Source organism: Pseudomonas veronii, from assembly GCF_001439695.1.
GTDB lineage: Bacteria > Pseudomonadota > Gammaproteobacteria > Pseudomonadales > Pseudomonadaceae > Aquipseudomonas > Aquipseudomonas veronii.
Genome location: NZ_JYLL01000003.1, coordinates 360,339 through 383,460, shown reverse-complemented (window position 1 = coordinate 383,460; position 23,122 = coordinate 360,339). Strand labels below are relative to the sequence as shown.

Sequence of the window (23,122 nt, the reverse complement as noted above, 5' to 3'; positions counted from 1 at the left end):
AGAACACACCTATGCTTTTTTCCCGTAAGGCGGTTTCCAAGCGTCACTTGCTGCTGATCGCAGCCGGTTTCAGCACCGTGTTGACTGGTTGTGCCACGTCGCCGACGTCCAAAGTCGCGTCGAGCACCAAGGTCGAGTATTACCCGAACTGCTACGAGCCGGTGCAGCACCTGCGCGCGACCGATTCGGACATGACCAAGTCGGTCGTCACCGGCGCGGCCATCGGCGCTGCCGGCGGTGCATTGCTCGGCGCCTTGACCGGCGACTCCGAGAAGCGCGGCCGTAACGCCGCAATCGGTGCCGCGGGCGGTGCCCTGGCTGGCGGCGCGGCGGGTTACTACACCGAGCGTCAGAAGCAGATCGCCGATGACAACCAGCGTATTGGCTCCTACGCAGCCGACGTCAATAAAAGCGCCTCCGACATCGACCGCAGCACCGCCTACGCCAAGGCCTCCCAGCAGTGCTACCAGAGCGCGTTCACCAAGCTGGTGGCCGACCGTAAGGCCAAGACCGTCAACGACACCGAAGGCCGCAAGCGCCTGGCGGAAATCGTTTCCGGCCTGAAGGAATCCAATGACCTGATCGTCGCGGTCAACGGCAAGGCCAGCGAAGACCTGAACAACTACACCCAGGCTTACGAGAAAGACCTGCAACAGGTAGGCGTGCAGCGCAACGACGTGGTCACCGTGGCGACAGCGGATGCCACTCCGGCGGTTGTACCGGCCAAGAAAGGTAAGTTGACCAGCAAAGTCGTGACCAAGCGTCCGCCGCTGCCTGTGGTGCCGAAAGAAGCGGTCGCCACCGAAAGAACCTTCCAGACTGCCCAGACCAAGCAAGATGAAAGCAAGAAGGTCGCCAGCGCCGGTAAAGCACAGATCGAAGGCACTTGCCGCGATCCGAACCTGGCCGACTGGGCGCCGGTACCGTGCCCTAACGTATAAGCAAGTTGTTGCTATAAGCGGTAAACGCCAACCGATCTCCGGCTAAAGCGCGAGATCGGTGGCGTTCTTTCGGCAATTCGTTACACTGCTGCGGCCACTCAATAATTACACCGAGGCCGTGTGCATGAAATTTCGTCTTCTCCTCTGGGTACTGGGCCTGATGATGGGCAAAGCCAGCCGCACCAACCCTGCGTTCCAGCAGCAGTTGGGTGACAAAGACCTGGCGTTCCAGTTGCAGACCCTCGACGGCAAGGTTGCCCGTCACTTCATCGTCAAAGACCAGCGCATCACCAGCCGCTCGGGTGTCCACCCTGCGCCGGCCTTCGCCATTGCCTTTAAAGACGCCGCCTATGGCTTCGCCACGATGCAGGCGAAGAACAAGCAACTGGCGTTCATGACGGGGATTCAGGACAAGTCGATCCAGATCAAGGGCAACCCGGCGCTGGTGATCTGGTTCCAGGGCTTGACCAAGTATTTGAAGCCGAAGAAAAAGCAGTAGACCGAGGTGGATTCATCGGGGGCAAGCCCCCTCCCACACTTGACCGTGTTCGCAGATCAAAATGTGGGAGGGGGCTTGCCCCCGATAGCGATCTAACAAGCTACCGATTCAGCCCTGGCTGAACTGCGAGGCCAATTCGCGCAACAGCACCTCGGCATCCAGCACCTTGGCCACGACTTCTTCAGCCTTGTCACGGCTCAAGCCCAGGCGCTCAAGCAGCTCGTCGGGGATGGTTTCGTGCGGCCCGGAGCCGATGCCCCGGCTGCGCAGCAGGCGCACGGCCAGGCATACCAGGTTGGGGTACTCGGCGTATTGGCCGTCGTAGGTTGGGTGACAAAGACCTGGCGTTCATGACGGGGATTCAGGACAAGTCGATCCAGATCAAGGGCAACCCGGCGCTGGTGATCTGGTTCCAGGGCTTGACCAAGTATTTGAAGCCGAAGAAAAAGAAGTAGACCGAGGTGGATTCATCGGGGGCAAGCCCCCTCCCACACTTGACCGTGTTCGCAGATCAAAATGTGGGAGGGGGCTTGCCCCCGATAGCGATCTAACAAGCTACCGATTCAGCCCTGGCTGAACTGCGAGGCCAATTCGCGCAACAGCACCTCGGCATCCAGCACCTTGGCCACGACTTCTTCAGCCTTGTCACGGCTCAAGCCCAGGCGCTCAAGCAGCTCGTCGGGGATGGTTTCGTGCGGCCCGGAGCCAATGCCCCGGCTGCGCAGCAGGCGCACGGCCAGGCATACCAGGTTGGGGTACTCGGCGTATTGGCCGTCGTAGGTTGGGTGACAAAGACCTGGCGTTCATGACGGGGATTCAGGACAAGTCGATCCAGATCAAGGGCAACCCGGCGCTGGTGATCTGGTTCCAGGGCTTGACCAAGTATTTGAAGCCGAAGAAAAAGCAGTAGACCGAGGTGGATTCATCGGGGGCAAGCCCCCTCCCACACTTGACCGTGTTCGCAGATCAAAATGTGGGAGGGGGCTTGCCCCCGATAGCGATCTAACAAGCTACCGATTCAGCCCTGGCTGAACTGCGAGGCCAATTCGCGCAACAGCACCTCGGCATCCAGCACCTTGGCCACGACTTCTTCAGCCTTGTCACGGCTCAAGCCCAAACGTTCAAGCAGCTCGTCGGGAATGGTTTCGTGCGGCCCGGAGCCGATGCCCCGGCTGCGTAGCAGGCGCACGGCCAGGCACACCAGGTTGGGGTACTCGGCGTATTGGCCGTCGTAGGACGGGTCGTGCTGGAAGCGCAGGGCGGTGGACAGTTCGTCCGGCATGTCCCAGTAGCGCATCAGCCAGGCGCCGATCTGTTCGCGGCTGATACCCAGCAAATGCTGCTCCACATAGCTGTGGCACAGGTGCGGGTTGACCTCCAGGTGTCGGCAGATCAGCGAGAAGTGCGGCGGAAACACGTGGGCCAGCAGCAGGTATCCGAAGTTGTGCAGCAGACCGGCCAGGTAGGTCAGGCCGGCTTCCGGGCGTTGCGCGCGCGGCATGGCGCGGGTCAGGCCTTCGATGACGGCGGCGGTGTAGATCGACTGGTGCCAGTACGGCGTGGCCTGGTGCGGGTGGTCCTTGGGCAGGCTCAGGGTTTTGCCCAGGGCCAGGCCCAGCGCCAGGTTGATCACCAAGTCGAAGCCCAGCACCCGCACGATGGCGTCTTCCACCGAGCGGATCTTGCCCGGCGAGGCGTAATAGGGCGAGGCGGCCCAACTGACCACCTGGGCGGCCAGCGCCGGGTCGGTTTCGACCACGCCGGTGATGTCGTCGATGGTGGCGTTGGGGTCGACGCGCAGTTTGATGATTTTCTGCGCAGTGTCGGCCAGCGGCGGAATCTCGATGGTCGCTTCCAGGCGTTGCTGGATGCGCCGGGCCGTGAACGCCTGCATGGCCTGGGTGATTTCCTCGCGGTCATCATGGGGCCGGTCGAGGTTGGGCCGGATGTTGCTCAGCGGTTCGCCGAATTGAGCGGCGCTGGCCTTGGTCAGCATGGTCTTGAAGTCGACGCTGGCGATCTCCAGCAGCAAACCGGCTTCGCCCGAGTGAACCAGCAGGCTCGACTCATCGAGCAGGCTGCCTTCATACAGGCAAGGTGAGCTGGTCAGCGCCGGCAGGCCGGGCAGCAGGCTGAGGTCATGCTTGCCCAGCATGCGTTCGATACGTTCCGGCGACACCGATGTCAGGCGGCGGCCGGTGAGTTCGGTCAGGCGGTTGAGGTCGAGCAACTGGTTCTGCGGGAACAGCACCATGAGCGCGCCCACCGCATCTTCCAGCAGCACCGCCTGGATCTTTCGCGCAGGGTTCAGGCCCGGATGTTCGGCGACTTCCGTGTAGCTGATGGAGAGTTTCGCGAGCAGCGCCCGAATAACCGGCGGGGCGGTCAGTGGTGCGGCGGCGTGGGCAACTTCTGACATGGCCTGATCCAAATTCGTACAGTCTTTGGAGTATAACCAGCTTGATACAAATGTTGGTCGGATAAGTGAAACAGGCGTCACACTTGGCCGTATTGCTGCCCATGCCTGAGCCAGCGATCCAGCAGCGGGCTGACGTGATCCGGCCAACGCTCGAGCAGGGCCTGGGCCGCATCGCGCACTGCCGGCAGCAGGTCGGCGTCGCGCATCAGGTCGGCGACCTTGAATTGCAGCAGGCCGGTCTGGCGGGTGCCGAGCATCTCGCCGGGGCCGCGCAGTTCGAGGTCTTTTTCGGCGATGACAAAACCGTCGTTGGTTTCACGCATGATGCCCAGGCGTTGACGGCCGATCTGCGACAGCGGCGGATGATACAGCAGCACGCAGTGGCTGGCCGCGCTGCCCCGGCCGACGCGGCCACGTAGCTGGTGCAGTTGCGCCAGGCCCAGGCGCTCGGGGTTTTCGATGATCATCAGGCTGGCGTTGGGCACGTCCACCCCGACCTCGATCACCGTGGTGGCCACCAGCAGTTGCAGGTCGCCGGCCTTGAATTGCGCCATCACCGCGGCTTTTTCCGCCGGTTTCATGCGCCCGTGGATCAGCCCGACCTTGAGTTCGCCCAAGGCGCTGGTGAGGTCTTCGTAAGTGGTTTCGGCGGCCTGGCAGGTCAGCTCTTCGGACTCTTCGATCAGCGTGCATACCCAATACGCCTGGCGGCCTTCGGCGCAGGCGCCGCGCACGCGCTCGATGACTTCCACGCGCCGGGAGTCGGTGACCAGCACGGTATTGACCGGGGTGCGGCCGGGCGGCAGTTCGTCGAGGATCGAGGTGTCGAGGTCGGCGTAGGCGCTCATGGCCAGGGTGCGCGGGATCGGCGTGGCGGTCATGATCAATTGATGCGGGCTCATGCGCCCGCCCGCGCCTTTCTGGCGTAGGGCCAGGCGCTGTTGCACGCCGAAGCGATGCTGTTCGTCGATGATCACCAGCGCAAGGTTCTTGAACTGCACTTCGTCCTGGAACAGCGCATGGGTGCCCACCACCATCGGTGCGCCGCTGGCGATCTGCTCCAGCGCGGTTGTGCGGTTTTTGCCTTTGAGTTTGCCCGCCAGCCACGCCACTTCCAGGCCCAGCGGTTCGAGCCAGCGCTTGAAGGTGATGAAGTGCTGCTCGGCGAGAATCTCAGTGGGCGCCATCAGCGCCACCTGGTAACCGGCTTCGAGTGCCTGCAGGGCGGCGAGGGCGGCGACCACGGTCTTGCCCGCGCCGACGTCGCCCTGGATCAGGCGCAGCATGGGTTCGGGCTGGCTGAGGTCGTAGGCGATTTCATTGCCCACGCGCTGTTGGGCACCGGTCGGCGCAAAGCCGAGGTTCGCCAAGTACTGCGCGGGCAGGCGCGTGGCCTTGGGCATCGCCGGGGCGCGCAGGGAGCGCATGCTCTCGCGCAGGCGTTGCTGGGACAGTTGGTGGGTCAGCAGTTCTTCGAAGGCCAGGCGGTGCTGCGCCCAGTGATGACCGAGGGCCAGTTCGTCCACGTCCGCGTCGGCCGGTGGGTGATGCAGGTAGCGGATCGCATCGTCCAGCGGCGCCAGTTGATAGTCGCGGGCCAGCTCCACGGGCAGCCAGTCGGGCAGGCTTTTCGGGCCGAGCATCGTCAGGGTCTGCTGGCACAGTTGGCGCAGGCGTTGTTGGGTGAGGCCTTCGGTCAGCGGGTAGATCGGCGTCAGGGTGGTGTCGACCGGCGGCGGCTCGTCGCCCGTAATGGCGCGGTATTCCGGATGGTAGATCTCCAGGCCCGAGGCGCCGGGGCGTGCTTCGCCGTAACAGCGCACGCGGGTGCCGCGCTTGAGGCCTTCCTTCTGCGCGTTGCTGAAATGGTAGAAGCGCAGGCTCAGGCCGCCGGTGCCATCCTGCAGGCGCACCACCAGGCTGCGGCGCTTGCCCATCACCACGTCGGCGCCGCTGACGGTGCCTTCGATCACTGCGTCCTGCCCAGGGCGCAAATGACCGATGGGCACCACGCGGGTGCGGTCCTGATAGCGCAGAGGCAGGTGGAACAGCACGTCCTGAAGGTTCTCCAGGCCGACCTTGGCCAACTTCTCAGCCATGGCTTCGCCGACACCCTTGAGTGCCGTCACCGACACCTGCGACAGCTCAGTCATACAGTGGCTCAGCTCGCAGCGGGCGGTTTGGCCACCGAACACAGGCGGATCGAGTCGGCCAGGATCTCAATGGCTTTGGGCCGCGGGAAGCTGGCGCGCCAGGCGATCGCCACGGTGCGGAACGGCACCGGCGGCGTGAGCGGGCGCACGGCGATCACGCCCGGGGCGTAGTGATGGCTGTCCACCGCCGACAGCGGCAGGATCGAAATGCCCAGGCCGGAGGCGACCATGTGGCGAATGGTTTCCAGGGAGCTGGATTCCACGGTGGTGTGTTTGGCGCCGTCGTGGCCCTTGGTCAGGGTCGGGCAGGCTTCCAGCACCTGGTCGCGGAAGCAGTGGCCTTCACCGAGCAGCAGCAGGCTCTTGTCGTTGAGCAGGCCGGCGTCGATGCTGTCTTTCTGCGTCCACGGGTGCGAGGCCGGCATCAGCACGTAGAACGGCTCGTCGTAGAGCGGCAGGGTCAGCACGTCAGCCTCGTTGAACGGCAGGGCGATGATGATCGCGTCCAGCTCGCCGTTGCGCAGTTTGTCGCGCAGCACGTGGGTGAAGTTCTCTTCGATATACAGCGGCATCTGCGGCGCGACGCGGTGCAGTTGCGGAATCAGGTGCGGGAACAGGTACGGGCCGACGGTGTAGATGGCGCCGACTTTCAGCGGCGCGGTCAGCTGATTTTTGCCGGCCTGGGCCAGTTCGCGAATACTTTGGGCTTGCTCCAGGACCTTTTGGGCCTGGGCAACGATGCCTTCACCGACCGGGGTCAGGCGCACGGCGCTTTTGCTGCGCTCGAAAATCAGCACACCGAGTTCGTCTTCAAGCTTTTTCACGCCCACCGACAGCGTCGGCTGGCTGACGTGGCAACGCTCGGCCGCGTGGCCGAAGTGTTGTTCTTGGGCGAGGGTCACGATGTAGCGTAATTCTGTAAGAGTCATAGCGGGCGTCCATGAGGTTGCGAGCCAAGCATACCGGCTGCAATCGATAGACACACGTTATCAGAACTTTGATAAGGATTGAGCGGGGAATGTGCGAGATTTTGCTGAAGCGATAAAACCCGATGTGGGAAGGGGCTTGCTCCCGATAGCGATGGGTCAGTCGAGGACGTGTCGACTGATGTACCGTCATCGGGAGCAAGCCCCCTCTCACATAGCCCTGCGCGTGCCTTTAGCGGCGACGCTTCTCGATGTTGTAAACGAACGGCGCGACGATCTCGATGCTGCCGCTTTTCACCATGTCGGCCGGTGGCTTGGGCAATGGCTGGGCGCGACGGATCATGTCCAGGGTGGCGCGGTCCAGGTCGGCGTTGCCGGAGCGGCCCACCAACTCGTAGGACAGCACATTGCCTTCGGCATCGACCACGAAGCGCAAGCGATTCATGCCTTCCTTGCCACTGTTCTGCGCGCTTTGCGGGTACTTTTTGTACTTCTGCAAGTGCGCCAGCAGGGCGCCTTCCCAGGAGGCTTTGGCGGCGACCTGTTGCGGCGACGGGCCCGGTGCGGGCTGGGCCGATTTTTCCGCCGGTGTATTGGTCGGCGGCGTGTCGCTTGGTGGCGTCTCGGAAGGTTTCTCCTTGGGCGGCTCGGGCTTTTTCTCCTCCGGTTTGGGCGGCTGGGGTTTCGGCTTGGGCTTGACCGGCTTGGGCACCTGGATCGTCGGCTTGGGCGCCTCGGCCAGTTTCGGCAGCGGCAGCTCTTCCACCGGGGCGGGCGGCTGCGGCGGCGTGACCACCTTGGGCGGTGCCGGCGGCGGCGGGGCGGGCATCGGCGCCAGGTCGATGACCATGGCCGCCGGTGGCAGCTGGACCGTGCGCGGCGCCGACCAGTGGAGCGCGATGGCAATCGCGATGGCATGCACGCCCAGCACGACGGCGAGGCTGGTGCCATAACGCGTCAGTTTGTGGCGCGTCGTGATCATTTTTTGGCTGCCGTCTCAAGTCCGACCAGGCCGACCTTGAGGTAGCCGGCTGCCCGCAGGGCATCCATCACGCTCATCAGGTCGCCGTAGTCCACGCCTTTGTCGGCCTGGAAGAAGATCGTCGTGTCTTTCTTGCCTTGGGTCTTGGCGTCGAGCGCCGGCCCCAGGGTTTCGGCTTTGACTTCTTCTTCGCCCAGGAACAGGCGCTGGTCCGCCTTGACGCTGAGGAAAATCGGCTTCTCCGGCCGCGGCGCGGGTTTGGCGCTGGAGGCGGGCAGGTCGACCTTGATATCCACGGTGGCCAAGGGGGCCGCCACCATGAAGATGATCAGCAGCACCAGCATCACGTCGATAAACGGCGTGACGTTGATTTCGTGGTTCTCGACGAGTTCGTCGTCGCCTTGATTCAAATGCAGGCCCATGGCCGATTACCCCACTTTCACCATGTGCGGTTGCGAGCTGCGCTCGGAAGGCAGGTGATCGAGGTCGCGGCTGACCAGCAGCAGGACTTCTGCCGACGCGTCCGATACCTGGGCCTTGTAGCCGGCAATCGAACGGGCGAAGACGTTGTAGATCACCACCGCGGGAATCGCGGCAACCAGGCCCAGGGCGGTCGCCAGCAAGGCTTCGGCGATGCCGGGAGCGACGACGGCGAGGTTGGTGGTCTGGGTTTTGGCGATGCCGATGAAGCTGTTCATGATGCCCCACACGGTGCCGAACAGACCGACGAACGGCGCGGTGGAACCGATGGTCGCCAGCACGCCGGTGCCGTTGCTCATGTTACGACCGCAGGCTGCCACCAGGCGCTCGAGACGGAATGCCACGCGCTCCTTGATGCCCTCTTTTTCGCGGGTATTGGCCGACAGGCGCATTTCTTCCAGCGCGTCGTGTACCAGCGTATTGGCCAGGGTGCCCTTCTTGGTCGCCGTTTCGCTGGCTTCCTTGAGGGTGGTGGCCTTTTTCAGGTGGACGATCTCGCTGCGCAGGCGGCGCTTGGCGCCCAGCAGTTCGAAGCCTTTGGCGATCCAGATGGTCCAAGTGATGATCGAGGCGATGGCCAGGCCGATCATCACGGCTTTCACCACCACGTCAGCGTTTTGGTACATGCCCCATGGCGACAGGTCGTGGGCCATGCCAAGGGTGTTGTTTTCTTCCAGCACTACGCCGGGCTCGTCGGCGGTGGCCGGCGCTGCAGCCTGGGCTGGGTCTGTGGCGGCCGGCACCGCAGGGGCGGCGGTGGCATTTTGTTCAGCGGCAGCAGGAGCCGCCGGCGCGGTGGCATCAGCGAATGCGGCGGTCGGTGCCAGCAGTACGCTGAACAGCAGCGCCGCAATCGCACGCCAGGCGCGGGATGGACTGTGAAGTTTGGTTGGCGAAGCGGGGTGTGTATTACGTGTCATGCTGGCCGGACCTGAGAGAAAAAAATGAGTGATCGTCCTTCCAGACCCTGCGAGGTCGAGGACAAATGGGTCGTTATTATTGCAAGTAATTCTTGTTAACAGAAGTAATACAGTAACTTTATTTGTCCTTTTTCTGGCCGCTGGTCTCTTGCGACGGCTAATCTAGACCTTTCAGTACGGAGTTTTGTGATGTCTGCGCCTTCTGTTGTGATTGCCGGTTGTGGCGATGTGGGGAGTCGGCTGGCCAGCCAATTGCTCGCCTCGGAATGGGAGGTTCATGGCCTGCGGCGCGATATTTCGCGCCTGCCCGATGGCGTGATCGGCATTGCCGGTGACCTGTTCAATAAGGATTGCCCTGACACCTGGCCGATCGGCGGGGTGGATTACCTGGTGTATTGCGCGGCGGCGACGGATCACGACGAAGCCGGTTATCGCGCCGCTTATGTGCAGGGGTTGCAGCATGTGTTGGAGTGGTTGAAGGATTACGGCCAGGAGCCCAAGCATCTGCTGTTTGTGTCCAGCAGCAGTGTGTATGGGCAGCAGCAGGGCGAATGGGTCGACGAAACGTCCGAGACCCAGGCAAAAGGCTATTCCGGGCAGGTGATGCTGGAAGCCGAGCAAATCGCGCTGAACAGCGGCATTGCGGCGAGCATCGTGCGCTTGACCGGGATTTACGGGCCGGGCCGCGAGTGGCTGCTGACGCAGGTGCGCCAGGGTTATCGCGTGGCGATCGATCCGCCTTTATATGGCAACCGGATCCACGTCGATGATGCGGCTGGCCTGCTGGCGTTTTTATTGCGGCATGTGGAGCAGGGCGGTTCGCTGGATCGGATCTATATCGGTGTCGATGACGCACCGGCGCCGTTGGCCGAGGTGGTGGCCTGGTTGCGTGAGTACCTGGGTGTGACGCAATGGTCCGATGACGCCAGTGTGCGCCGCGCCGGGAGCAAGCAATGCAGCAATGCCCGGGCCAAGGCGTTGGGCTGGGTGCCGACGTATCCGAGTTATCGCGAAGGCTACGCGGCCATCCTGAAGGGCTGAGCCGCGGTCAGAAAAGGTGGGAGGGGGTTTGCTTTGTCAGCCACGGTTGTAGTGGCTGATGCACCGCGATCGGGAGCAAGTCGAATCGTCGCAGCGCCCCTCCCACATTCAGGTCTGTGGGATGACGGTTATTGTTTTTCAAGCAGCCACTGGCGTGGCCCCGGTGTAAACGAGGGCACTTCGTCGGCCTGCGAGGTATTGATCGCCTGGAAGATTTCCAGCTGCTTGCCCTTGCGGGCAAAGATCCACGCATTGCCCACGCCGTTGCGCTGCAACCACATGCTGTCGTAGCCGCCGCTCATGGAGGCGCAATCACCCGCCAGGCATAACGAATATCGATCGGCGCCCGGCAAGCCGGCCACTTGGCCGTTGGCCTGGAACTGCACGGTGGCGCCTTCGCCATTGCCGTTGGCGATTTTCCAGTCGCCGCCCATATAAGCGGCGTACAGCGCGCGCTCGAAGTTGGCGCCCAATGGCGCGCCTTCCGGTGCAGGTTCCTTGGCGCGGGCAAACAGCTGTTCGGGCTCGTTGTCGTTGGCCACTTGCAGCAGTTGCCGACCTTTGCGCTTGAGATCGGTGGCGGCGCTGCCGTAGAAGTCGACGCTCCAGGCACCGGGCTTCTCACCGAGCAACTTGCCTTCCGCTACTTCAAAACCGTTGTAGTAGCGGGCCTGCAGGGCCTTGGTGTTGACGTCCCACTCGAGGTTCGGGCCAAAGCTCTGCAGTGCTTCACGCAAAGGGCCGCCCTTGGCTGCCGCGTCGATGGCAACCTGGTTGATCCAGGTGCCGCTCACATCCAGGTCGGCGGGGTTGCTGGCACAGCCGCCGAGCAACAGGGCGAGCAACGAAGAGGCTACAAGCGCTTTGCGCATCATGAAATCCTTTTAAAACGAAGTCGGCGCAGCCTGTGGAGGCTGCGCCGGGTGTTTTACTCGATGACCAGAATCGCGTCCATCTCAACCTGTGCGCCCTTTGGCAGGGCAGCGACGCCGATAGCGGCGCGGGCTGGGTAAGGCTGTTCGAAGTACTTGCCCATGATCTCGTTGACCTTGGCGAAGTGGCTCAGGTCGGTGAGGAAGATGTTCAGCTTGACGATGTCCTTGAACGAACCGCCGGCGGCTTCGGCGACCGACTTGAGGTTTTCGAAGACCTGTACGGTTTGTGCTTCGAAGCCTTCAACCAGTTCCATGGTCTTTGGGTCCAGTGGGATCTGGCCGGACATGTAGACGGTGTTGCCCGCCTTGATCGCCTGGGAGTAGGTGCCGATGGCGGCTGGGGCTTTGTCGCTGGTGATAACAGTCTTGGTCATGAATGACTCCTTGTAAGAGGTGGGCTATGCACGCATGCGGGTGATGCGGATCACACCGGTCAAGGCGCGCAGTTTCTTGATCACGCGGGCCAGGTGTACGCGGTCGTGTACGCTGACCACCAGTTGGACCACGCTGATGCGACCATCGCGCTCGTCCATGCTGATTTTCTCGATATTGCCGTCGGCCGCGTTGACGCTGCTGGCCAGCAGGGCGATCAGGCCGCGCTGGTGCTCCAGCTCGACCCGCAGCTCGACGTTGAATTCGCCGGTGACATCCTTGGCCCACGAGAGCTGGATGCATTTTTCCGGGTTGTGGCGGATTTCGCTGATATTGCGGCAGTTGTCCAGGTGGACCACCATGCCTTTGCCCGCCGACAGGTGCCCGACAATCGGGTCGCCCGGGATCGGCGTGCAGCACTTGGCGTAGCTGAGCACCAGGCCCTCGGTGCCGCGAATCGCCAGCGGACCTTCCGGGCTTGGCAATTGCTCGCCTTCGCCGAGCAGGCGACGGGCGACCACATAGGCCATGCGGTTGCCCAGGCCGATGTCTTCCAGCAGGTCTTCGATGGTTTCCTGGCGATACTCGCTGAGCATCGCTTGCACGCGCTCGCCGGGGATTTTCTCGAGGGCGCTGTCGAAGCCGTTGAGCACCTTGTTCAGCAAACGTTCGCCCAGACTGATGGACTCGGAGCGGCGCTGCAGTTTCAGGGCGTGGCGAATATGGGTGCGCGCCTTGCCGGTGACCACGAAGTTGAGCCACGCCGGGTTCGGCCGGGCGCCCGGTGCGCTGACGATCTCCACGGTGGAGCCGCTTTGCAGCGGTTCCGACAGCGGGGCCAGGCGCCGGTTGATGCGGCAAGCGATGCAGCTGTTGCCGACATCGGTGTGTACGGCGTAGGCAAAGTCGACGGCCGTGGAGCCTTTGGGCAGCTCCATGATCCGGCCCTTGGGCGTGAACACGTAGACCTCGTCCGGGAACAGGTCGATCTTCACGCTCTCGATGAATTCCAGGGAGTTGCCCGCACGTTGCTGCATTTCCAGCACGCCTTTGACCCACTGGCGCGCGCGGGCGTGGGTGCCTTTGGGCTGCTCGTCGCCGCTGGATTTGTACAGCCAATGGGCGGCGATGCCGTTGTTGGCCATCTCTTCCATTTCCCGGGTGCGGATCTGGATCTCGATCGGCACCCCATGCATACCGAACAGCGTGGTATGCAGCGACTGATAGCCGTTGGCCTTGGGAATGGCGATGTAGTCCTTGAAGCGGCCCGGCAGGGGTTTGTACAAATTATGTACAGCGCCCAATACGCGGTAGCAGGTGTCGACCTTGTCGACGATGATCCGGAACGCATACACGTCCATGATCTCGTTGAAGGCCCGGCGCTTGCCGCGCATCTTCTTGTAGATGCCGTAGATGTGCTTCTGCCGCCCGCTGACCTCGCCCTCGATCTCGTCGATCGCCAGGCAATGGCTCAGCGACTCTTCGATCTTGTTGACGATTTCCTTGCGGTTGCCCCGGGCGCGCTTGACTGCCTGGTAGATGCGCGCCGAACGCATCGGGTGCATGGCCTTGAAGCCGAGGTCTTCGAATTCGATACGAATGGCGTGCATGCCCAGCCGGTTGGCGATGGGCGCGTAGATTTCCAGGGTTTCCTTGGCGATGCGCCGGCGTTTTTCGCCGGACAGCACTTCCAGTGTCCGCATGTTGTGCAGCCGGTCGGCCAGCTTGACCAGGATCACACGGATATCCCGGGCCATGGCCATCGCCATCTTCTGGAAGTTTTCCGCCTGGGCTTCGGCCTTGGTCTCGAAGTTCATCTGGGTCAGTTTGCTGACCCCATCGACCAGTTCGGCCACGGTTTCGCCAAATTGCGCGCTGAGCGCTTCCTTGGCGATGCCGGTGTCTTCGATCACGTCATGCAGCATCGCGGCCATCAGGCTCTGATGGTCCATGTGCATGTCGGCGAGAATATTGGCCACCGCAAGAGGATGGGTGACATACGCCTCGCCGCTGCGGCGGCGTTGGCCGTCGTGGGCTTGTTCGGCGTAGAAATACGCTCGGCGGACCAGGTTGACCTGGTCTGGGCCGAGGTAGGTCGATAAGCGATCGGCGAGGGCGTCTATGCTCGGCAAAGGATGGACTCCTGCCGCGTGCGTTGACACCGCGCCGTGCTACGTCGACCAGGCATAGGCTTAGACGGCCTCGTTGGACTCGTCCTCGAACGCTGCAAACAGCGGTTCGTCTTCAACGATCTCGGCGTTGGCGATGAACTCGTAGCTCATCAGGCCTTCAGCGATTTCGCGCAGAGCGACAACGGTAGGCTTGTCGTTTTCCCACTGGACCAGGGGCTCTTTGCCGCCAGTGGCCAGTTGACGGGCACGCTTGGTAGAGAGCATGACCAGCTCAAAGCGGTTATCCACGTGTTCTAGGCAGTCTTCAACGGTTACGCGGGCCATGGTATTCCTCGGAGCGAATGCAAGATGCGCGCTGCCCGGTTGGGCGAGCGGACTAAACAGTTTAAAAAATCACCAGCGTTTAGGGAAGCGCTGATTTTCCCCAGGCTCTCGCAAAACCGCTGCAAGTGCCAATGTAAGGCCCTCGCAGCGGTTTTGGGAAGAGCTGATCAACCGAGCAGTTCGGCCAATAACTTGCCGAAACGCTGTTGTTGGCGTTTTTGCTGGAGCTGATTGGCGCGGAAAATCGCCTTCAAATCGTCCAGGGCGTGGGCAAAATCGTCATTGATGATCAGGTAATCGTAGTCGACGTAGTGGCTCATTTCGCTGACGGCTTCACGCATGCGGCCTTCGATGATCGCGTCGCTGTCCTGGCCGCGGTTGGTCAGGCGCTGGTGCAAGGCTTCCAGGGACGGCGGCAGGATGAAGATCGACCGCGCCTTGGGCATCAGCTGGCGCACTTGCTCGGCGCCCTGCCAGTCGATTTCCAGGATCAGGTCGTGGCCTTCGTCCAGGGTCTGTTGCAGGTGGCTTTGCGAGGTGCCGTAGAGGTTGCCGAACACTTCGGCGCGCTCAAGGAAGGCGCCGTGCTCGATCATCTTGACGAACTCGGTGCGCTCGACGAAGTGGTAGTGAACGCCGTTCACCTCGCCCGGGCGCATGGCGCGGGTGGTGTGGGACACCGAGATGCGGATCTGTTCGTCAGCGTCGGTCAGGGCCTTGACCAGGCTGCTCTTGCCCGCGCCCGAGGGGGCGGAAATGATGTAAAGGGTGCCGGTGCTGTGGGTCATGGAAGTTGCCTTACTCAATATTCTGTACTTGTTCGCGCATTTGCTCGATCAACACTTTGAGGTTGACCGCCGCCGTGGTGCTGCGCGGATCGAACGCCTTGGAGCCCAGTGTATTGGCTTCGCGGTTGAGTTCCTGCATCAGGAAATCCAGGCGCCGACCGGCGGCGCCGCCGGACTTGAGCACGCGGCGTACTTCAAGGATGTGGGTGCTCAGGCGATCGAGCTCTTCGGCGACGTCGCTCTTCTGCGCCAACAGGACCATTTCCTGCTCCAGGCGTACCGGATCGAGGTCGGCCTTCATGTCGGCGAAGCGGTCGAGGACCTTCTGGCGCTGGGTCGCGAGCATCTGCGGCACCAGCTCGCGCAAGGTGACCACGTCGGCTTCGATCGCGCTCAGGCGCTCGCTGATCAGGCGGGCCAGCTCGGCGCCTTCGCGCTCGCGGCCGGCCTTGAGTTCCTTCAAACCCTGGGTGAACAAGGCGAGGGCTTCGGCGTTGAGGGCTTGCGGGTCGCTGGCGTCGGCCACCAGCACGCCGGGCCAGGCCAGCACCTCCAGCGGGTTCAGCGCGGCCGGCTGCTTGATCAGGCCGGCGATGGTTTCGGCGGCGGCGACCAGTTGCGCGGCGCGCTCGCGGTCGACCTGCAGCGGTTTGCCGGTGGTTTCCTCGGTAAAGCGCAGGGTGCATTCCAGCTTGCCGCGGGAAATGCCCTGGCGCAGCGCTTCACGTACCGCGCCTTCGAGGTCGCGGAACGATTCCGGCAGGCGCAGGTGCGGCTCCAGGTAGCGGCTGTTGACCGAGCGCAGTTCCCAGCTCAGGGTGCCTTGCGCGCCGGCTTTTTCGACGCGGGCGAAGGCGGTCATGCTGTGCACCATGGAGGTACCTCGCGTTGCAGTCCCGCGATGGCGGGCTGATGGGTAAATTGAAGCCGACAGGCTGCGAAGGCGCAGGAGTGTAGCGCAGTGGGGCGATTGGCCCCAAACCCTGGCACTGACAAAGCACCGCCAGTCGACGATTCGTAACCGAATTTTTTAGACGTGCCCCGAATCGGCTCGCGGCTCTATAATGCTCGGCAGTTTTTCGTCCTCCGTACAGGTATCCCCTATGAAACGTCCAAGTGGTCGCGCTGCCGATCAGCTCCGCTCGATCCGCATCACCCGCAACTACACCAAACACGCCGAGGGATCTGTACTGGTCGAGTTTGGCGATACCAAGGTGATCTGCACCGTCAGCGTCGAAAACGGCGTGCCGCGTTTCCTCAAGGGCCAGGGCCAGGGTTGGTTGACCGCCGAATACGGCATGCTGCCGCGCGCCACTGGCGAGCGTAACCAGCGTGAAGCCAGCCGTGGCAAGCAAGGCGGCCGTACCCTGGAAATCCAGCGCCTGATCGGCCGTTCGCTGCGTGCTGCCCTGGACATGTCCAAGCTGGGCGACGTGACCCTGTACGTCGACTGCGACGTGATCCAGGCCGACGGCGGCACGCGCACTGCCTCCATCACCGGTGCCATGGTTGCGCTGGTCGACGCGTTGAAAGTGATCAAGAAGCGTGGCGGCCTGAAAGCCGGCGACCCGCTCAAGCAGATGATCGCCGCTGTGTCGGTGGGCATGTACCAGGGCGAGCCGGTGCTGGACCTGGATTACCTGGAAGACTCGGCCGCCGAGACCGACCTGAACGTGGTGATGACCAGCACCGGTGGTTTCATCGAAGTGCAGGGCACCGCCGAAGGTGCGCCATTCCAGCCGTCTGAGCTGAATGCCATGCTGGCGCTGGCGCAGAAAGGCATGACCGAGATTTTCGAGCTGCAGAACGCCGCGCTGGCCGACTGAACCGGCTTCAAGGAGAAACGCCATGAGTGACAGTCAATTGCCGGTTCCGGCACCGTCCAAGGAAGTCCGCCAATGGGCGATGTTGTGTCACTTCGCGGCGTTTCTGGGCCTGGTGTTCCCTTTCGGCAGCCTGTTGGGGCCGCTGATCCTGTGGCAGATCAAGAAGGACATGGACCCGCTGATCGATGATCAGGGCAAGGAAGCCCTGAATTTTCAGATCACCGTGGCCATTGCCTGGCTGGTCTGCATGGTGCTGGGGTTCGTGGTGATCGGCTTCCTGTTGATGTTGATCCTGGTGGTCGCGGCGCTGGTGCTGACGATCATTGGCGGGATCAAGGCCAACAACGGCACGGCCTACCGCTACCCATGGACCTGGCGGCTGATCAAGTAACCAGGCGCGCACAAAAAAACCGACAGCGATGTCGGTTTTTTTTGTGCCTGGGCAAAGACCTCAGATGGTCAGTGTCCAGTCATAGTCCACGATCAGCGGCGCGTGCTGCGAGAAGCGCGGCTGGCGTGGCAGGCGTGCGCTGCGCACAAAGCGACGCAGGCCTGGGGTCAGCAGCTGGTAGTCGAAACGCCAGCCCAGGTTGAGCATCTCAGCCTGTTCGTTGTCTGGCCACCAGCTGTACTGATCGCCTTCGCGGCTGACTTCGCGCAGGGCATCGACATAGCCCATGTTGCCGACAATCTCGTCCATCCAGGCCCGTTCCGGCGCCAGGAAACCCGGGGATTGCTGGCTGTCGCGCCAGTTCTTGATATCCAGCTTCTGTTGCGCCACGTACAGCGAGCCACAATAAATGTACTCGCGACGTTTGCGTCGCTGTTTATCCAGATAACGGGCGAAGTCGTCCATTAGCTTGAACTTCTGGTTCAAGTCTTCATCGCCGTTCTGCCCCGAAGGAAGCAGCAAGGTCGCGATGCTGACCTTGTCGAAATCGGCTTGCAGGTAGCGCCCGTAGCGGTCGGCTGTCTCGAAGCCGAGGCCGCTGATGACCGCCTTGGGTTGCAACCGCGAGTACAAAGCCACGCCACCTTGGGTGGGCACTTCGGCATCGCAGGCATAAAGGAAGTAGCCATCCAGTTGGAAGGCTGGATCGTCCAGTTCAAAGGCGGAGGCGCGGGTGTCCTGCAGGCAGATGACGTCGGCATTCTGGGCTTGCAGCCAACTGAGCAAACCACGCTCGACTGCAGCCTGAATACCATTAACGTTCACACTGATGATCCGCATAAATGGCCCCAAAAATCGCGTGCGTGTATGATACACGCCGTCTACCTAATTAGCTAAATCCGTGGTATCTGAGGCTTTTTTCATGCAGGCGTATCAACGCGATTTCATTCGTTTTGCCATCGATCGCGGGGTTTTGCGCTTCGGTGAGTTCACCCTCAAGTCCGGGCGCACCAGCCCGTATTTCTTCAATGCCGGCTTGTTCAACTCGGGTTCGGCCCTGGCTCAACTGGGGCGTTTCTACGCGGCAGCCATCGTTGAAAGCGGTATTTCCTTCGACGTTCTGTTCGGTCCGGCCTACAAGGGCATCCCCCTGGCCGCCGCGACGGCCGTGGCGTTGGCCGAACACCATGGGCGCGATCTGCCGTGGTGCTTCAACCGCAAGGAAGCCAAGGCCCATGGCGAAGGCGGTAGCCTGGTGGGCGCACCGCTCACCGGCAACGTGCTGATCATCGACGACGTGATCACCGCCGGCACCGCCATCCGTGAAGTGATGCAGATCATCGCCTCCCAGGAGGGTGCCAAGGCCGCAGGCGTGTTGATCGCCTTGAACCGCCAGGAGCGTGGCAATGGTGAGTTGTCGGCGATCCAGGAAGTGGAACGCGATTTCGGCATCCCGGTGGTGAGCATCGTGTCGTTGAACCAGGTGTTGCAGTTCCTGGAAGATGATCCGCAGCTCAAGCAACACTTGCCGGCAGTACGGGCGTACCGCGAGCAATTCGGCGTCCAGTAAACGCCGCACAACAAAAAGCCCCACCCCCTGTAGGAGCGAGCTTGCTCGCGAAGAACGCCAACGATGACGCGTTTATTCTGGATGAACGCGGCGCCTTTACGTTTTTCGCGAGCAAGCTCGCTCCTACAGAGGGTGGGGCTTTTTGTGTTTAAGGACGCTTGCGGTTGCTGATCAGCGTACCCACACCGGTGTCGGTGAAGATTTCCAGCAGGATCGCATTCGGCACGCGGCCATCAAGGATCAGCGAGCTGCCGACGCCGCCCTGTACCGCTTCCAGCGCACAACGGATCTTCGGCAGCATGCCGCCGTAGATGGTGCCGTCGGCGATCAGCTCGTCCACTTGTTGGGTGGTCAGGCCGGTCAGCACCTTGCCTTGCTTGTCCATCAGGCCGGCGATGTTGGTCAGCAGCATCAGCTTTTCAGCCTTCAGCGCTTCGGCCACTTTGCCTGCAACCAGGTCGGCGTTGATGTTGTAGGACTCGCCGTTGGCGCCCACGCCGATCGGCGCGATGACCGGGATGAAATCACCTTTGACCAGCAGGTTCAGCAAGTCGGTGTTGATACCGATCACTTCGCCCACCTGGCCGATGTCGATGATTTCTGGCTGGGTCATTTCCGGCGTCTGACGGGTCACGGTCAGTTTTTTCGCGCGGATCAGCTCCGCGTCCTTGCCGGTCAGGCCAATCGCGCTGCCGCCGTGGCGGTTGATCAGGTTGACGATGTCTTTGTTCACCTGGCCGCCGAGGACCATCTCCACCACGTCCATGGTCTGCGCGTCAGTGACACGCATGCCATCGATGAAGTGGCTTTCGATCGACAGGCGCTTGAGCAGGTCGCCGATCTGCGGGCCGCCGCCGTGGACCACCACCGGGTTGATCCCCACGGCTTTCATCAACACGATATCGCGGGCAAAGCCGGTTTTCAGCTCGTCGCTTTCCATGGCATTGCCGCCGTATTTGATCACCAGCGTCTTGCCGACGTAGCGTCGAATGTAGGGCAACGCTTCGGACAGGACCTTGGCGGTGTTGGCAGCGGCTTCGCGTTCGAGGGTCATTCAGGGCTCCGGTGCAAAAAAATCAGAACGGTAATTGGAGATCGGGGGCAACACGTTTCAACTGGACGTGGAACACGTCTTTGATGCGCTGCAACTCAGCCTCGGTATCCGCCTCGAAACGCAGCACCAGCACCGGTGTGGTGTTGGACGCGCGAACCAGGCCCCAGCCTTTGGCGTAATCGACTCGCACACCATCAATGGAGGTCAGGTTGGCGCCTTCGCCCCATTGCGCATCGTGCAATGCGTCAATGATGCTGAATTTGCTCTCTTCGGTCACATGGATATTGATCTCTGGCGTAGAAATATCATTCGGGAAGGTCTGAAACAGCTCCTGTGCCGTGGATTTTTCCTTGCTGAGGATCTCCAGCAGACGAGCGGCGCTGTAAATGCCGTCGTCAAACCCGAACCAACGCTCCTTGAAGAACACGTGGCCGCTCATTTCGCCGGCCAGCAGCGCGCCGGTTTCCTTCATTTTCTTTTTGATCAACGAGTGACCGGTCTTCCACATCAGCGGGCGACCGCCATATTCCTTGATCAGCGGCGTCAGGCGACGGGTGCATTTTACGTCGAAGATGATTTCGGCATTCGGGTTGCGCGCCACCACATCACGGGCGAACAGCATCAGCAGGCGGTCGGCGAACACGTTTTCGCCGGTGTTGGTCACCACGCCCACGCGGTCACCGTCGCCGTCAAAGGCCAGGCCGACGTCGGCCCCGGTTTCCTTGACCTTGGCGATCAGGTCCACCAGGTTTTCAGGCTTGCCCGGGTCTGGATGGTGGTTGGGGAAGTTGCCGTCGACGTCGCAGAACAACGGCACCACTTCGCAGTTCAGGGCTTCGAGCAGTTGCGGGGCGATCACGCCGGCCGCGCCGTTGCCGCAGTCCACCACCACTTTCAGGCGGCGCGCGAGTTTGACGTCGCCGGTGATTTCGTCGGAGTAGCGCTGAAGAATGTCGACCTTGGTGATGCTGCCTTTGCCGCTGGTCAGGTCGTTGGTTTTCAAGCGTGTGTGCAGGGCCTGGATCTGTTCGTTGGCCAGGGTGTCGCCGGCGATGACGATCTTGAAGCCGTTGTAGTCCGACGGGTTGTGGCTGCCGGTGAGCATCACCCCGGATTTGCCGGCCAGCACGTTGGCGGCGTAGTACAGCGCCGGGGTCGGCACCAGGCCGACGTCGCTGACATGGCAACCGCTGTCGGCCAGGCCCTGGATCAATTGCTCCACCAGCTCGGGACCGGACAGGCGACCGTCACGGCCGACCGAAACGTTCGGTTCGTCCTGGGCCAGGCTTTGGGCGCCGATGGCGCGGCCAATCCAGTAGGCGGTTTCGGCGGTCAGGGTCTTGGGCACCACGCCACGGATGTCATAGGCGCGGAAGATGCTGTCGGGGAAGGTCGGGGCTACTCGGGCGGCGGTACTCATCGCGGGGGGAAACTCCATCTGAAAGAGACAAGGCTGGCCTTAATGTGGCTGACCGGCAGGCTTAAACTGAAGGGTATGACGGCGTTTTCGGTGCAGAGTTCGTGGTGCAAAAAGGCCATCGGAGCATCCGCTCCGCGCTTATGTCTGCGTAATGCATTGATTTTACTTGGAAAATGTCGCTCGTCAGGTCCGCGCATTCTTCATCCTGAAAGGCCATGCGGTGGCATCTAACCGGGCCGGACGGTAGCGTCCGCCCCGGTTTGGTGTGGTCAGTGACTGCCGGAATGCCCAAAACCGCCTGCGCCGCGTTGGGTTGCGTCGAATTCCTGTACCAGTTCGAAGTGCGCCTGCACCACCGGCACCAGCACCAGCTGCGCGATGCGCTCGCCGACGACGATGTTGAAGGCGGTCTGGCCGCGGTTCCAGCACGACACCATCAGCTCGCCCTGGTAGTCCGAGTCGATCAGGCCGACCAGGTTGCCCAGCACGATGCCGTGCTTATGGCCGAGGCCCGAGCGCGGCAGAATCAGCGCCGCCAGGCCCGGGTCGCCGACATAGATCGACAGGCCGGTCGGAATCAGCAGGGTCTGGCCCGGCTCGAGGACGGTGTCTTCCTTGAGCATGGCGCGCAGGTCCAGGCCGGCGGAGCCCGGTGTGGCATAGGCCGGCAGGGGGAAGTCGGTGCCGATGCGGGGGTCGAGGATCTTGGCTTGCAAAGCGTGCATGTAAATTAAACCTGGTTCAGCCGTTGGGCGATAAAAGAGATCAGTTGGCGGGCAATCTTGCCCTTGCTGGTCTGGGCGAAAAGGGTGGCGTGCAGGTCGCGATCGATCACGCTGCAGGCGTTTTCCTCACTGTTGAAGCCGATGCTTGGGTTGGCGACATCATTGGCAACGATCAGGTCGAGGTTTTTGTCTTTCAATTTGCGTGCGGCGTAGTCCAGCAGGTGCTCGGTCTCGGCGGCGAAACCGACGCTGAACGGACGGTCCGGGCGGCTGGCGATGGTGGCCAGGATGTCCGGGTTACGCACCATTTGCAGGAGCAGGCCGTCGCCGCTGGTAGGGTCTTTCTTGAGCTTTTGCGGGGCGACGACTTCCGGGCGGTAATCCGCAACCGCTGCCGAGGCGATAAACAGGTCGCAGGGAATGGCCGCCTCACAGGCCGCCAACATGTCCCGGGCGCTGACCACGTCGATCCGGGTGACGCGATCGGGCGTCGGCAAATGCACCGGGCCGGTGATGAGGGTCACGCGCGCGCCTGCCTCGACCGCCGCTTCAGCCAGGGCAAAGCCCATTTTTCCTGAGCTATGGTTGGTGATGTAGCGCACCGGGTCGATGTTTTCCTGGGTCGGGCCGGCGGTGATCAACACGTGCTTGCCAGTCAGGGCCAGGTGCTGGAAGCACTCGGCGGCGCACAGTGCCAGGTCGGTGGCTTCGAGCATGCGGCCCATGCCGACGTCGCCGCAGGCCTGGCTGCCGGAGGCCGGGCCGAACACCTTGAGGCCACGGCTTTGCAGGAGCTGCGTGTTGGCTTGGGTGGCCGGGTCGCGCCACATGGCCTGGTTCATGGCCGGGGCGATGGCGACAGTGGCGTCGGTGGCCAGGACCAGCGTGGTCAGCAAGTCATCGGCGATGCCTTGCGCCAGGCGGGCGATCAGGTCGGCGGTGGCCGGGGCGATCAGCACCAGGTCGGCCCATTTGGCCAGTTCGATATGGCCCATGGCGGCTTCGGCGGCCGGGTCCAGCAGGTCCAGGTGAACCGGGTGGCCGGACAAGGCCTGCATGGTCAGCGGGGTGATGAACTCACTGCCGCCGCGGGTCATGACCACGCGCACTTCGGCGCCCTGGTCGAGAAGCCTGCGAACCAGCTCTGCGCTCTTGTAGGCGGCAATGCCGCCGCCGACGCCGAGAACGATGCGTTTCCGATACAGACGCTGCATTGGTTTGCCT

Annotated in this window: 22 protein-coding genes and 5 pseudogenes; 8 read left to right on the top strand and 19 right to left on the bottom strand. The window is 62.3% G+C overall.

Features of this window, described 5'->3' with window-relative positions; all coding sequences use genetic code 11:
* The first annotated feature begins 11 nt into the window (after nucleotides 1–11).
* Nucleotides 12–941, top strand: coding sequence for a type VI secretion system-associated lipoprotein TagQ (tagQ, locus tag TU80_RS06105; protein ID WP_046381641.1), 930 nt, complete (start codon nucleotides 12–14; stop codon nucleotides 939–941).
* A gap of 124 nt (nucleotides 942–1,065) precedes the next feature.
* Nucleotides 1,066–1,440 carry a hypothetical protein gene (locus tag TU80_RS06100; RefSeq protein WP_046385148.1) on the top strand — a complete coding sequence of 125 codons (375 nt, stop codon included), beginning with the start codon at nucleotides 1,066–1,068 and terminating at the stop codon, nucleotides 1,438–1,440.
* A 108-nt stretch (nucleotides 1,441–1,548) separates the two neighbouring features.
* Here TU80_RS06100 and TU80_RS32615 read toward each other — a convergent pair.
* Nucleotides 1,549–1,770 (bottom strand): annotated as a pseudogene (locus TU80_RS32615) (histidine kinase); the annotation flags it as partial.
* Between the two features lie 11 nt (nucleotides 1,771–1,781).
* On the opposite strand from TU80_RS32615, the pseudogene TU80_RS31365 reads away from it, so the two are divergent.
* Nucleotides 1,782–1,895, top strand: a pseudogene (locus tag TU80_RS31365) (helicase); the annotation flags it as partial.
* Between the two features lie 108 nt (nucleotides 1,896–2,003).
* On the opposite strand, the pseudogene TU80_RS32610 reads toward TU80_RS31365, so the two are convergent.
* A pseudogene (locus TU80_RS32610) lies at nucleotides 2,004–2,225 on the bottom strand (histidine kinase); the annotation flags it as partial.
* A gap of 11 nt (nucleotides 2,226–2,236) precedes the next feature.
* Here TU80_RS32610 and TU80_RS31360 point away from each other — a divergent pair.
* Nucleotides 2,237–2,350, top strand: a pseudogene (locus TU80_RS31360) (helicase); the annotation flags it as partial.
* A 108-nt stretch (nucleotides 2,351–2,458) separates the two neighbouring features.
* Here the strand turns inward: TU80_RS31360 and TU80_RS06095 are convergent.
* The 6 genes from TU80_RS06095 to exbB form a co-directional block, all read right to left on the bottom strand.
* Complete coding sequence (locus TU80_RS06095) at nucleotides 2,459–3,859, bottom strand: aminoacyl-tRNA deacylase and HDOD domain-containing protein (protein ID WP_057004017.1); 1,401 nt, start codon at nucleotides 3,857–3,859, stop codon at nucleotides 2,459–2,461.
* A 77-nt stretch (nucleotides 3,860–3,936) separates the two neighbouring features.
* Nucleotides 3,937–6,012, bottom strand: coding sequence for an ATP-dependent DNA helicase RecG (gene recG / locus TU80_RS06090; RefSeq protein WP_017846067.1), 2,076 nt, complete (start codon nucleotides 6,010–6,012; stop codon nucleotides 3,937–3,939).
* A gap of 8 nt (nucleotides 6,013–6,020) precedes the next feature.
* Nucleotides 6,021–6,941, bottom strand: coding sequence for a hydrogen peroxide-inducible genes activator (locus TU80_RS06085; RefSeq protein ID WP_046381642.1), 921 nt, complete (start codon nucleotides 6,939–6,941; stop codon nucleotides 6,021–6,023).
* A 229-nt stretch (nucleotides 6,942–7,170) separates the two neighbouring features.
* Nucleotides 7,171–7,920 carry a TonB family protein gene (locus TU80_RS06080; RefSeq protein ID WP_017846065.1) on the bottom strand — a complete coding sequence of 250 codons (750 nt, stop codon included), beginning with the start codon at nucleotides 7,918–7,920 and terminating at the stop codon, nucleotides 7,171–7,173.
* Entirely contained in the window at nucleotides 7,917–8,342 is a 426-nt protein-coding gene (gene exbD, locus TU80_RS06075) for a TonB system transport protein ExbD (RefSeq protein ID WP_017846064.1), read from the bottom strand. Before exbD ends, TU80_RS06080 begins: the two co-directional genes overlap by 4 nt.
* Before the next feature lie 6 nt (nucleotides 8,343–8,348).
* Nucleotides 8,349–9,320, bottom strand: coding sequence for a tonB-system energizer ExbB (gene exbB / locus TU80_RS06070; protein ID WP_046381643.1), 972 nt, complete (start codon nucleotides 9,318–9,320; stop codon nucleotides 8,349–8,351).
* A gap of 189 nt (nucleotides 9,321–9,509) precedes the next feature.
* On the opposite strand from exbB, the gene TU80_RS06065 reads away from it, so the two are divergent.
* Complete coding sequence (locus tag TU80_RS06065) at nucleotides 9,510–10,361, top strand: SDR family oxidoreductase (protein WP_046381644.1); 852 nt, start codon at nucleotides 9,510–9,512, stop codon at nucleotides 10,359–10,361.
* 128 nt (nucleotides 10,362–10,489) lie between these two features.
* Here TU80_RS06065 and TU80_RS06060 read toward each other — a convergent pair whose 3' ends face one another.
* The 6 genes from TU80_RS06060 to TU80_RS06035 form a co-directional block, all read right to left on the bottom strand.
* Nucleotides 10,490–11,233: a hypothetical protein gene (locus TU80_RS06060; protein ID WP_017846061.1), complete on the bottom strand. Its 744-nt coding sequence runs from the start codon at nucleotides 11,231–11,233 to the stop codon at nucleotides 10,490–10,492.
* 56 nt (nucleotides 11,234–11,289) lie between these two features.
* Nucleotides 11,290–11,670: a RidA family protein gene (locus TU80_RS06055; protein WP_003176922.1), complete on the bottom strand. Its 381-nt coding sequence runs from the start codon at nucleotides 11,668–11,670 to the stop codon at nucleotides 11,290–11,292.
* Between the two features lie 24 nt (nucleotides 11,671–11,694).
* Entirely contained in the window at nucleotides 11,695–13,800 is a 2,106-nt protein-coding gene (gene spoT / locus TU80_RS06050; protein ID WP_017846060.1) for a bifunctional GTP diphosphokinase/guanosine-3',5'-bis pyrophosphate 3'-pyrophosphohydrolase, read from the bottom strand.
* Between the two features lie 60 nt (nucleotides 13,801–13,860).
* Nucleotides 13,861–14,124 carry a DNA-directed RNA polymerase subunit omega gene (gene rpoZ, locus TU80_RS06045; RefSeq protein WP_003176920.1) on the bottom strand — a complete coding sequence of 88 codons (264 nt, stop codon included), beginning with the start codon at nucleotides 14,122–14,124 and terminating at the stop codon, nucleotides 13,861–13,863.
* A 167-nt stretch (nucleotides 14,125–14,291) separates the two neighbouring features.
* Nucleotides 14,292–14,912, bottom strand: coding sequence for a guanylate kinase (gene gmk / locus TU80_RS06040; RefSeq protein WP_017846059.1), 621 nt, complete (start codon nucleotides 14,910–14,912; stop codon nucleotides 14,292–14,294).
* Nucleotides 14,913–14,922: 10 nt separating this feature from the next.
* A complete protein-coding gene (locus TU80_RS06035) occupies nucleotides 14,923–15,786 on the bottom strand; it encodes a YicC/YloC family endoribonuclease (protein WP_017846058.1) in 864 nt (287 codons plus the stop codon).
* A 229-nt stretch (nucleotides 15,787–16,015) separates the two neighbouring features.
* Here TU80_RS06035 and rph point away from each other — a divergent pair, with 229 nt between their 5' ends.
* Together rph and TU80_RS06025 are read left to right on the top strand one after the other, a co-directional pair.
* Nucleotides 16,016–16,738: a ribonuclease PH gene (gene rph, locus TU80_RS06030; protein ID WP_046381645.1), complete on the top strand. Its 723-nt coding sequence runs from the start codon at nucleotides 16,016–16,018 to the stop codon at nucleotides 16,736–16,738.
* A gap of 22 nt (nucleotides 16,739–16,760) precedes the next feature.
* Nucleotides 16,761–17,129 carry a DUF4870 domain-containing protein gene (locus tag TU80_RS06025; RefSeq protein ID WP_017846057.1) on the top strand — a complete coding sequence of 123 codons (369 nt, stop codon included), beginning with the start codon at nucleotides 16,761–16,763 and terminating at the stop codon, nucleotides 17,127–17,129.
* 60 nt (nucleotides 17,130–17,189) lie between these two features.
* Here TU80_RS06025 and TU80_RS06020 read toward each other — a convergent pair whose 3' ends face one another.
* Nucleotides 17,190–17,969 carry a catabolite repression control protein Crc gene (locus TU80_RS06020; RefSeq protein ID WP_003195493.1) on the bottom strand — a complete coding sequence of 260 codons (780 nt, stop codon included), beginning with the start codon at nucleotides 17,967–17,969 and terminating at the stop codon, nucleotides 17,190–17,192.
* Between the two features lie 82 nt (nucleotides 17,970–18,051).
* On the opposite strand from TU80_RS06020, the gene pyrE reads away from it, so the two are divergent.
* Entirely contained in the window at nucleotides 18,052–18,699 is a 648-nt protein-coding gene (gene pyrE, locus TU80_RS06015) for an orotate phosphoribosyltransferase (protein ID WP_017846056.1), read from the top strand.
* 148 nt (nucleotides 18,700–18,847) lie between these two features.
* Here pyrE and argB read toward each other — a convergent pair whose 3' ends face one another.
* From argB to coaBC, 4 genes and pseudogenes are all read right to left on the bottom strand, one after another.
* A complete protein-coding gene (gene argB, locus TU80_RS06010) occupies nucleotides 18,848–19,753 on the bottom strand; it encodes an acetylglutamate kinase (protein ID WP_017846055.1) in 906 nt (301 codons plus the stop codon).
* A 22-nt stretch (nucleotides 19,754–19,775) separates the two neighbouring features.
* Nucleotides 19,776–21,200: pseudogene (locus TU80_RS06005) on the bottom strand (phosphomannomutase/phosphoglucomutase); the annotation flags it as partial.
* Nucleotides 21,201–21,442: 242 nt separating this feature from the next.
* On the bottom strand, nucleotides 21,443–21,898 hold the full coding sequence (dut, locus tag TU80_RS06000; RefSeq protein ID WP_017846053.1) for a dUTP diphosphatase: 456 nt from the start codon (nucleotides 21,896–21,898) through the stop codon (nucleotides 21,443–21,445).
* 5 nt (nucleotides 21,899–21,903) lie between these two features.
* The gene (gene coaBC, locus TU80_RS05995) at nucleotides 21,904–23,112 is read right to left on the bottom strand and encodes a bifunctional phosphopantothenoylcysteine decarboxylase/phosphopantothenate--cysteine ligase CoaBC (protein ID WP_017846052.1); all 1,209 of its coding nucleotides are present in this window, start codon (nucleotides 23,110–23,112) and stop codon (nucleotides 21,904–21,906) included.
* Nucleotides 23,113–23,122 lie beyond the last annotated feature (10 nt).

Excerpts from the sequence above, each read along its gene's own strand:
- tagQ (WP_046381641.1), top strand. The coding sequence starts at position 12 with ATGCTTTTTTCCCGTAAGGCGGTTTCCAAGCGTCACTTGCTGCTGATC.
- TU80_RS06100 (WP_046385148.1), top strand. The coding sequence starts at position 1,066 with ATGAAATTTCGTCTTCTCCTCTGGGTACTGGGCCTGATGATGGGCAAA.
- TU80_RS06095 (WP_057004017.1), bottom strand. The coding sequence starts at position 3,859 with ATGTCAGAAGTTGCCCACGCCGCCGCACCACTGACCGCCCCGCCGGTT.
- recG (WP_017846067.1), bottom strand. The coding sequence starts at position 6,012 with ATGACTGAGCTGTCGCAGGTGTCGGTGACGGCACTCAAGGGTGTCGGC.
- TU80_RS06085 (WP_046381642.1), bottom strand. The coding sequence starts at position 6,941 with ATGACTCTTACAGAATTACGCTACATCGTGACCCTCGCCCAAGAACAA.
- TU80_RS06080 (WP_017846065.1), bottom strand. The coding sequence starts at position 7,920 with ATGATCACGACGCGCCACAAACTGACGCGTTATGGCACCAGCCTCGCC.
- exbD (WP_017846064.1), bottom strand. The coding sequence starts at position 8,342 with ATGGGCCTGCATTTGAATCAAGGCGACGACGAACTCGTCGAGAACCAC.
- exbB (WP_046381643.1), bottom strand. The coding sequence starts at position 9,320 with ATGACACGTAATACACACCCCGCTTCGCCAACCAAACTTCACAGTCCA.
- TU80_RS06065 (WP_046381644.1), top strand. The coding sequence starts at position 9,510 with ATGTCTGCGCCTTCTGTTGTGATTGCCGGTTGTGGCGATGTGGGGAGT.
- TU80_RS06060 (WP_017846061.1), bottom strand. The coding sequence starts at position 11,233 with ATGCGCAAAGCGCTTGTAGCCTCTTCGTTGCTCGCCCTGTTGCTCGGC.
- TU80_RS06055 (WP_003176922.1), bottom strand. The coding sequence starts at position 11,670 with ATGACCAAGACTGTTATCACCAGCGACAAAGCCCCAGCCGCCATCGGC.
- rpoZ (WP_003176920.1), bottom strand. The coding sequence starts at position 14,124 with ATGGCCCGCGTAACCGTTGAAGACTGCCTAGAACACGTGGATAACCGC.
- gmk (WP_017846059.1), bottom strand. The coding sequence starts at position 14,912 with ATGACCCACAGCACCGGCACCCTTTACATCATTTCCGCCCCCTCGGGC.
- TU80_RS06035 (WP_017846058.1), bottom strand. The coding sequence starts at position 15,786 with ATGGTGCACAGCATGACCGCCTTCGCCCGCGTCGAAAAAGCCGGCGCG.
- rph (WP_046381645.1), top strand. The coding sequence starts at position 16,016 with ATGAAACGTCCAAGTGGTCGCGCTGCCGATCAGCTCCGCTCGATCCGC.
- TU80_RS06025 (WP_017846057.1), top strand. The coding sequence starts at position 16,761 with ATGAGTGACAGTCAATTGCCGGTTCCGGCACCGTCCAAGGAAGTCCGC.
- TU80_RS06020 (WP_003195493.1), bottom strand. The coding sequence starts at position 17,969 with ATGCGGATCATCAGTGTGAACGTTAATGGTATTCAGGCTGCAGTCGAG.
- pyrE (WP_017846056.1), top strand. The coding sequence starts at position 18,052 with ATGCAGGCGTATCAACGCGATTTCATTCGTTTTGCCATCGATCGCGGG.
- argB (WP_017846055.1), bottom strand. The coding sequence starts at position 19,753 with ATGACCCTCGAACGCGAAGCCGCTGCCAACACCGCCAAGGTCCTGTCC.
- dut (WP_017846053.1), bottom strand. The coding sequence starts at position 21,898 with ATGCACGCTTTGCAAGCCAAGATCCTCGACCCCCGCATCGGCACCGAC.
- coaBC (WP_017846052.1), bottom strand. The coding sequence starts at position 23,112 with ATGCAGCGTCTGTATCGGAAACGCATCGTTCTCGGCGTCGGCGGCGGC.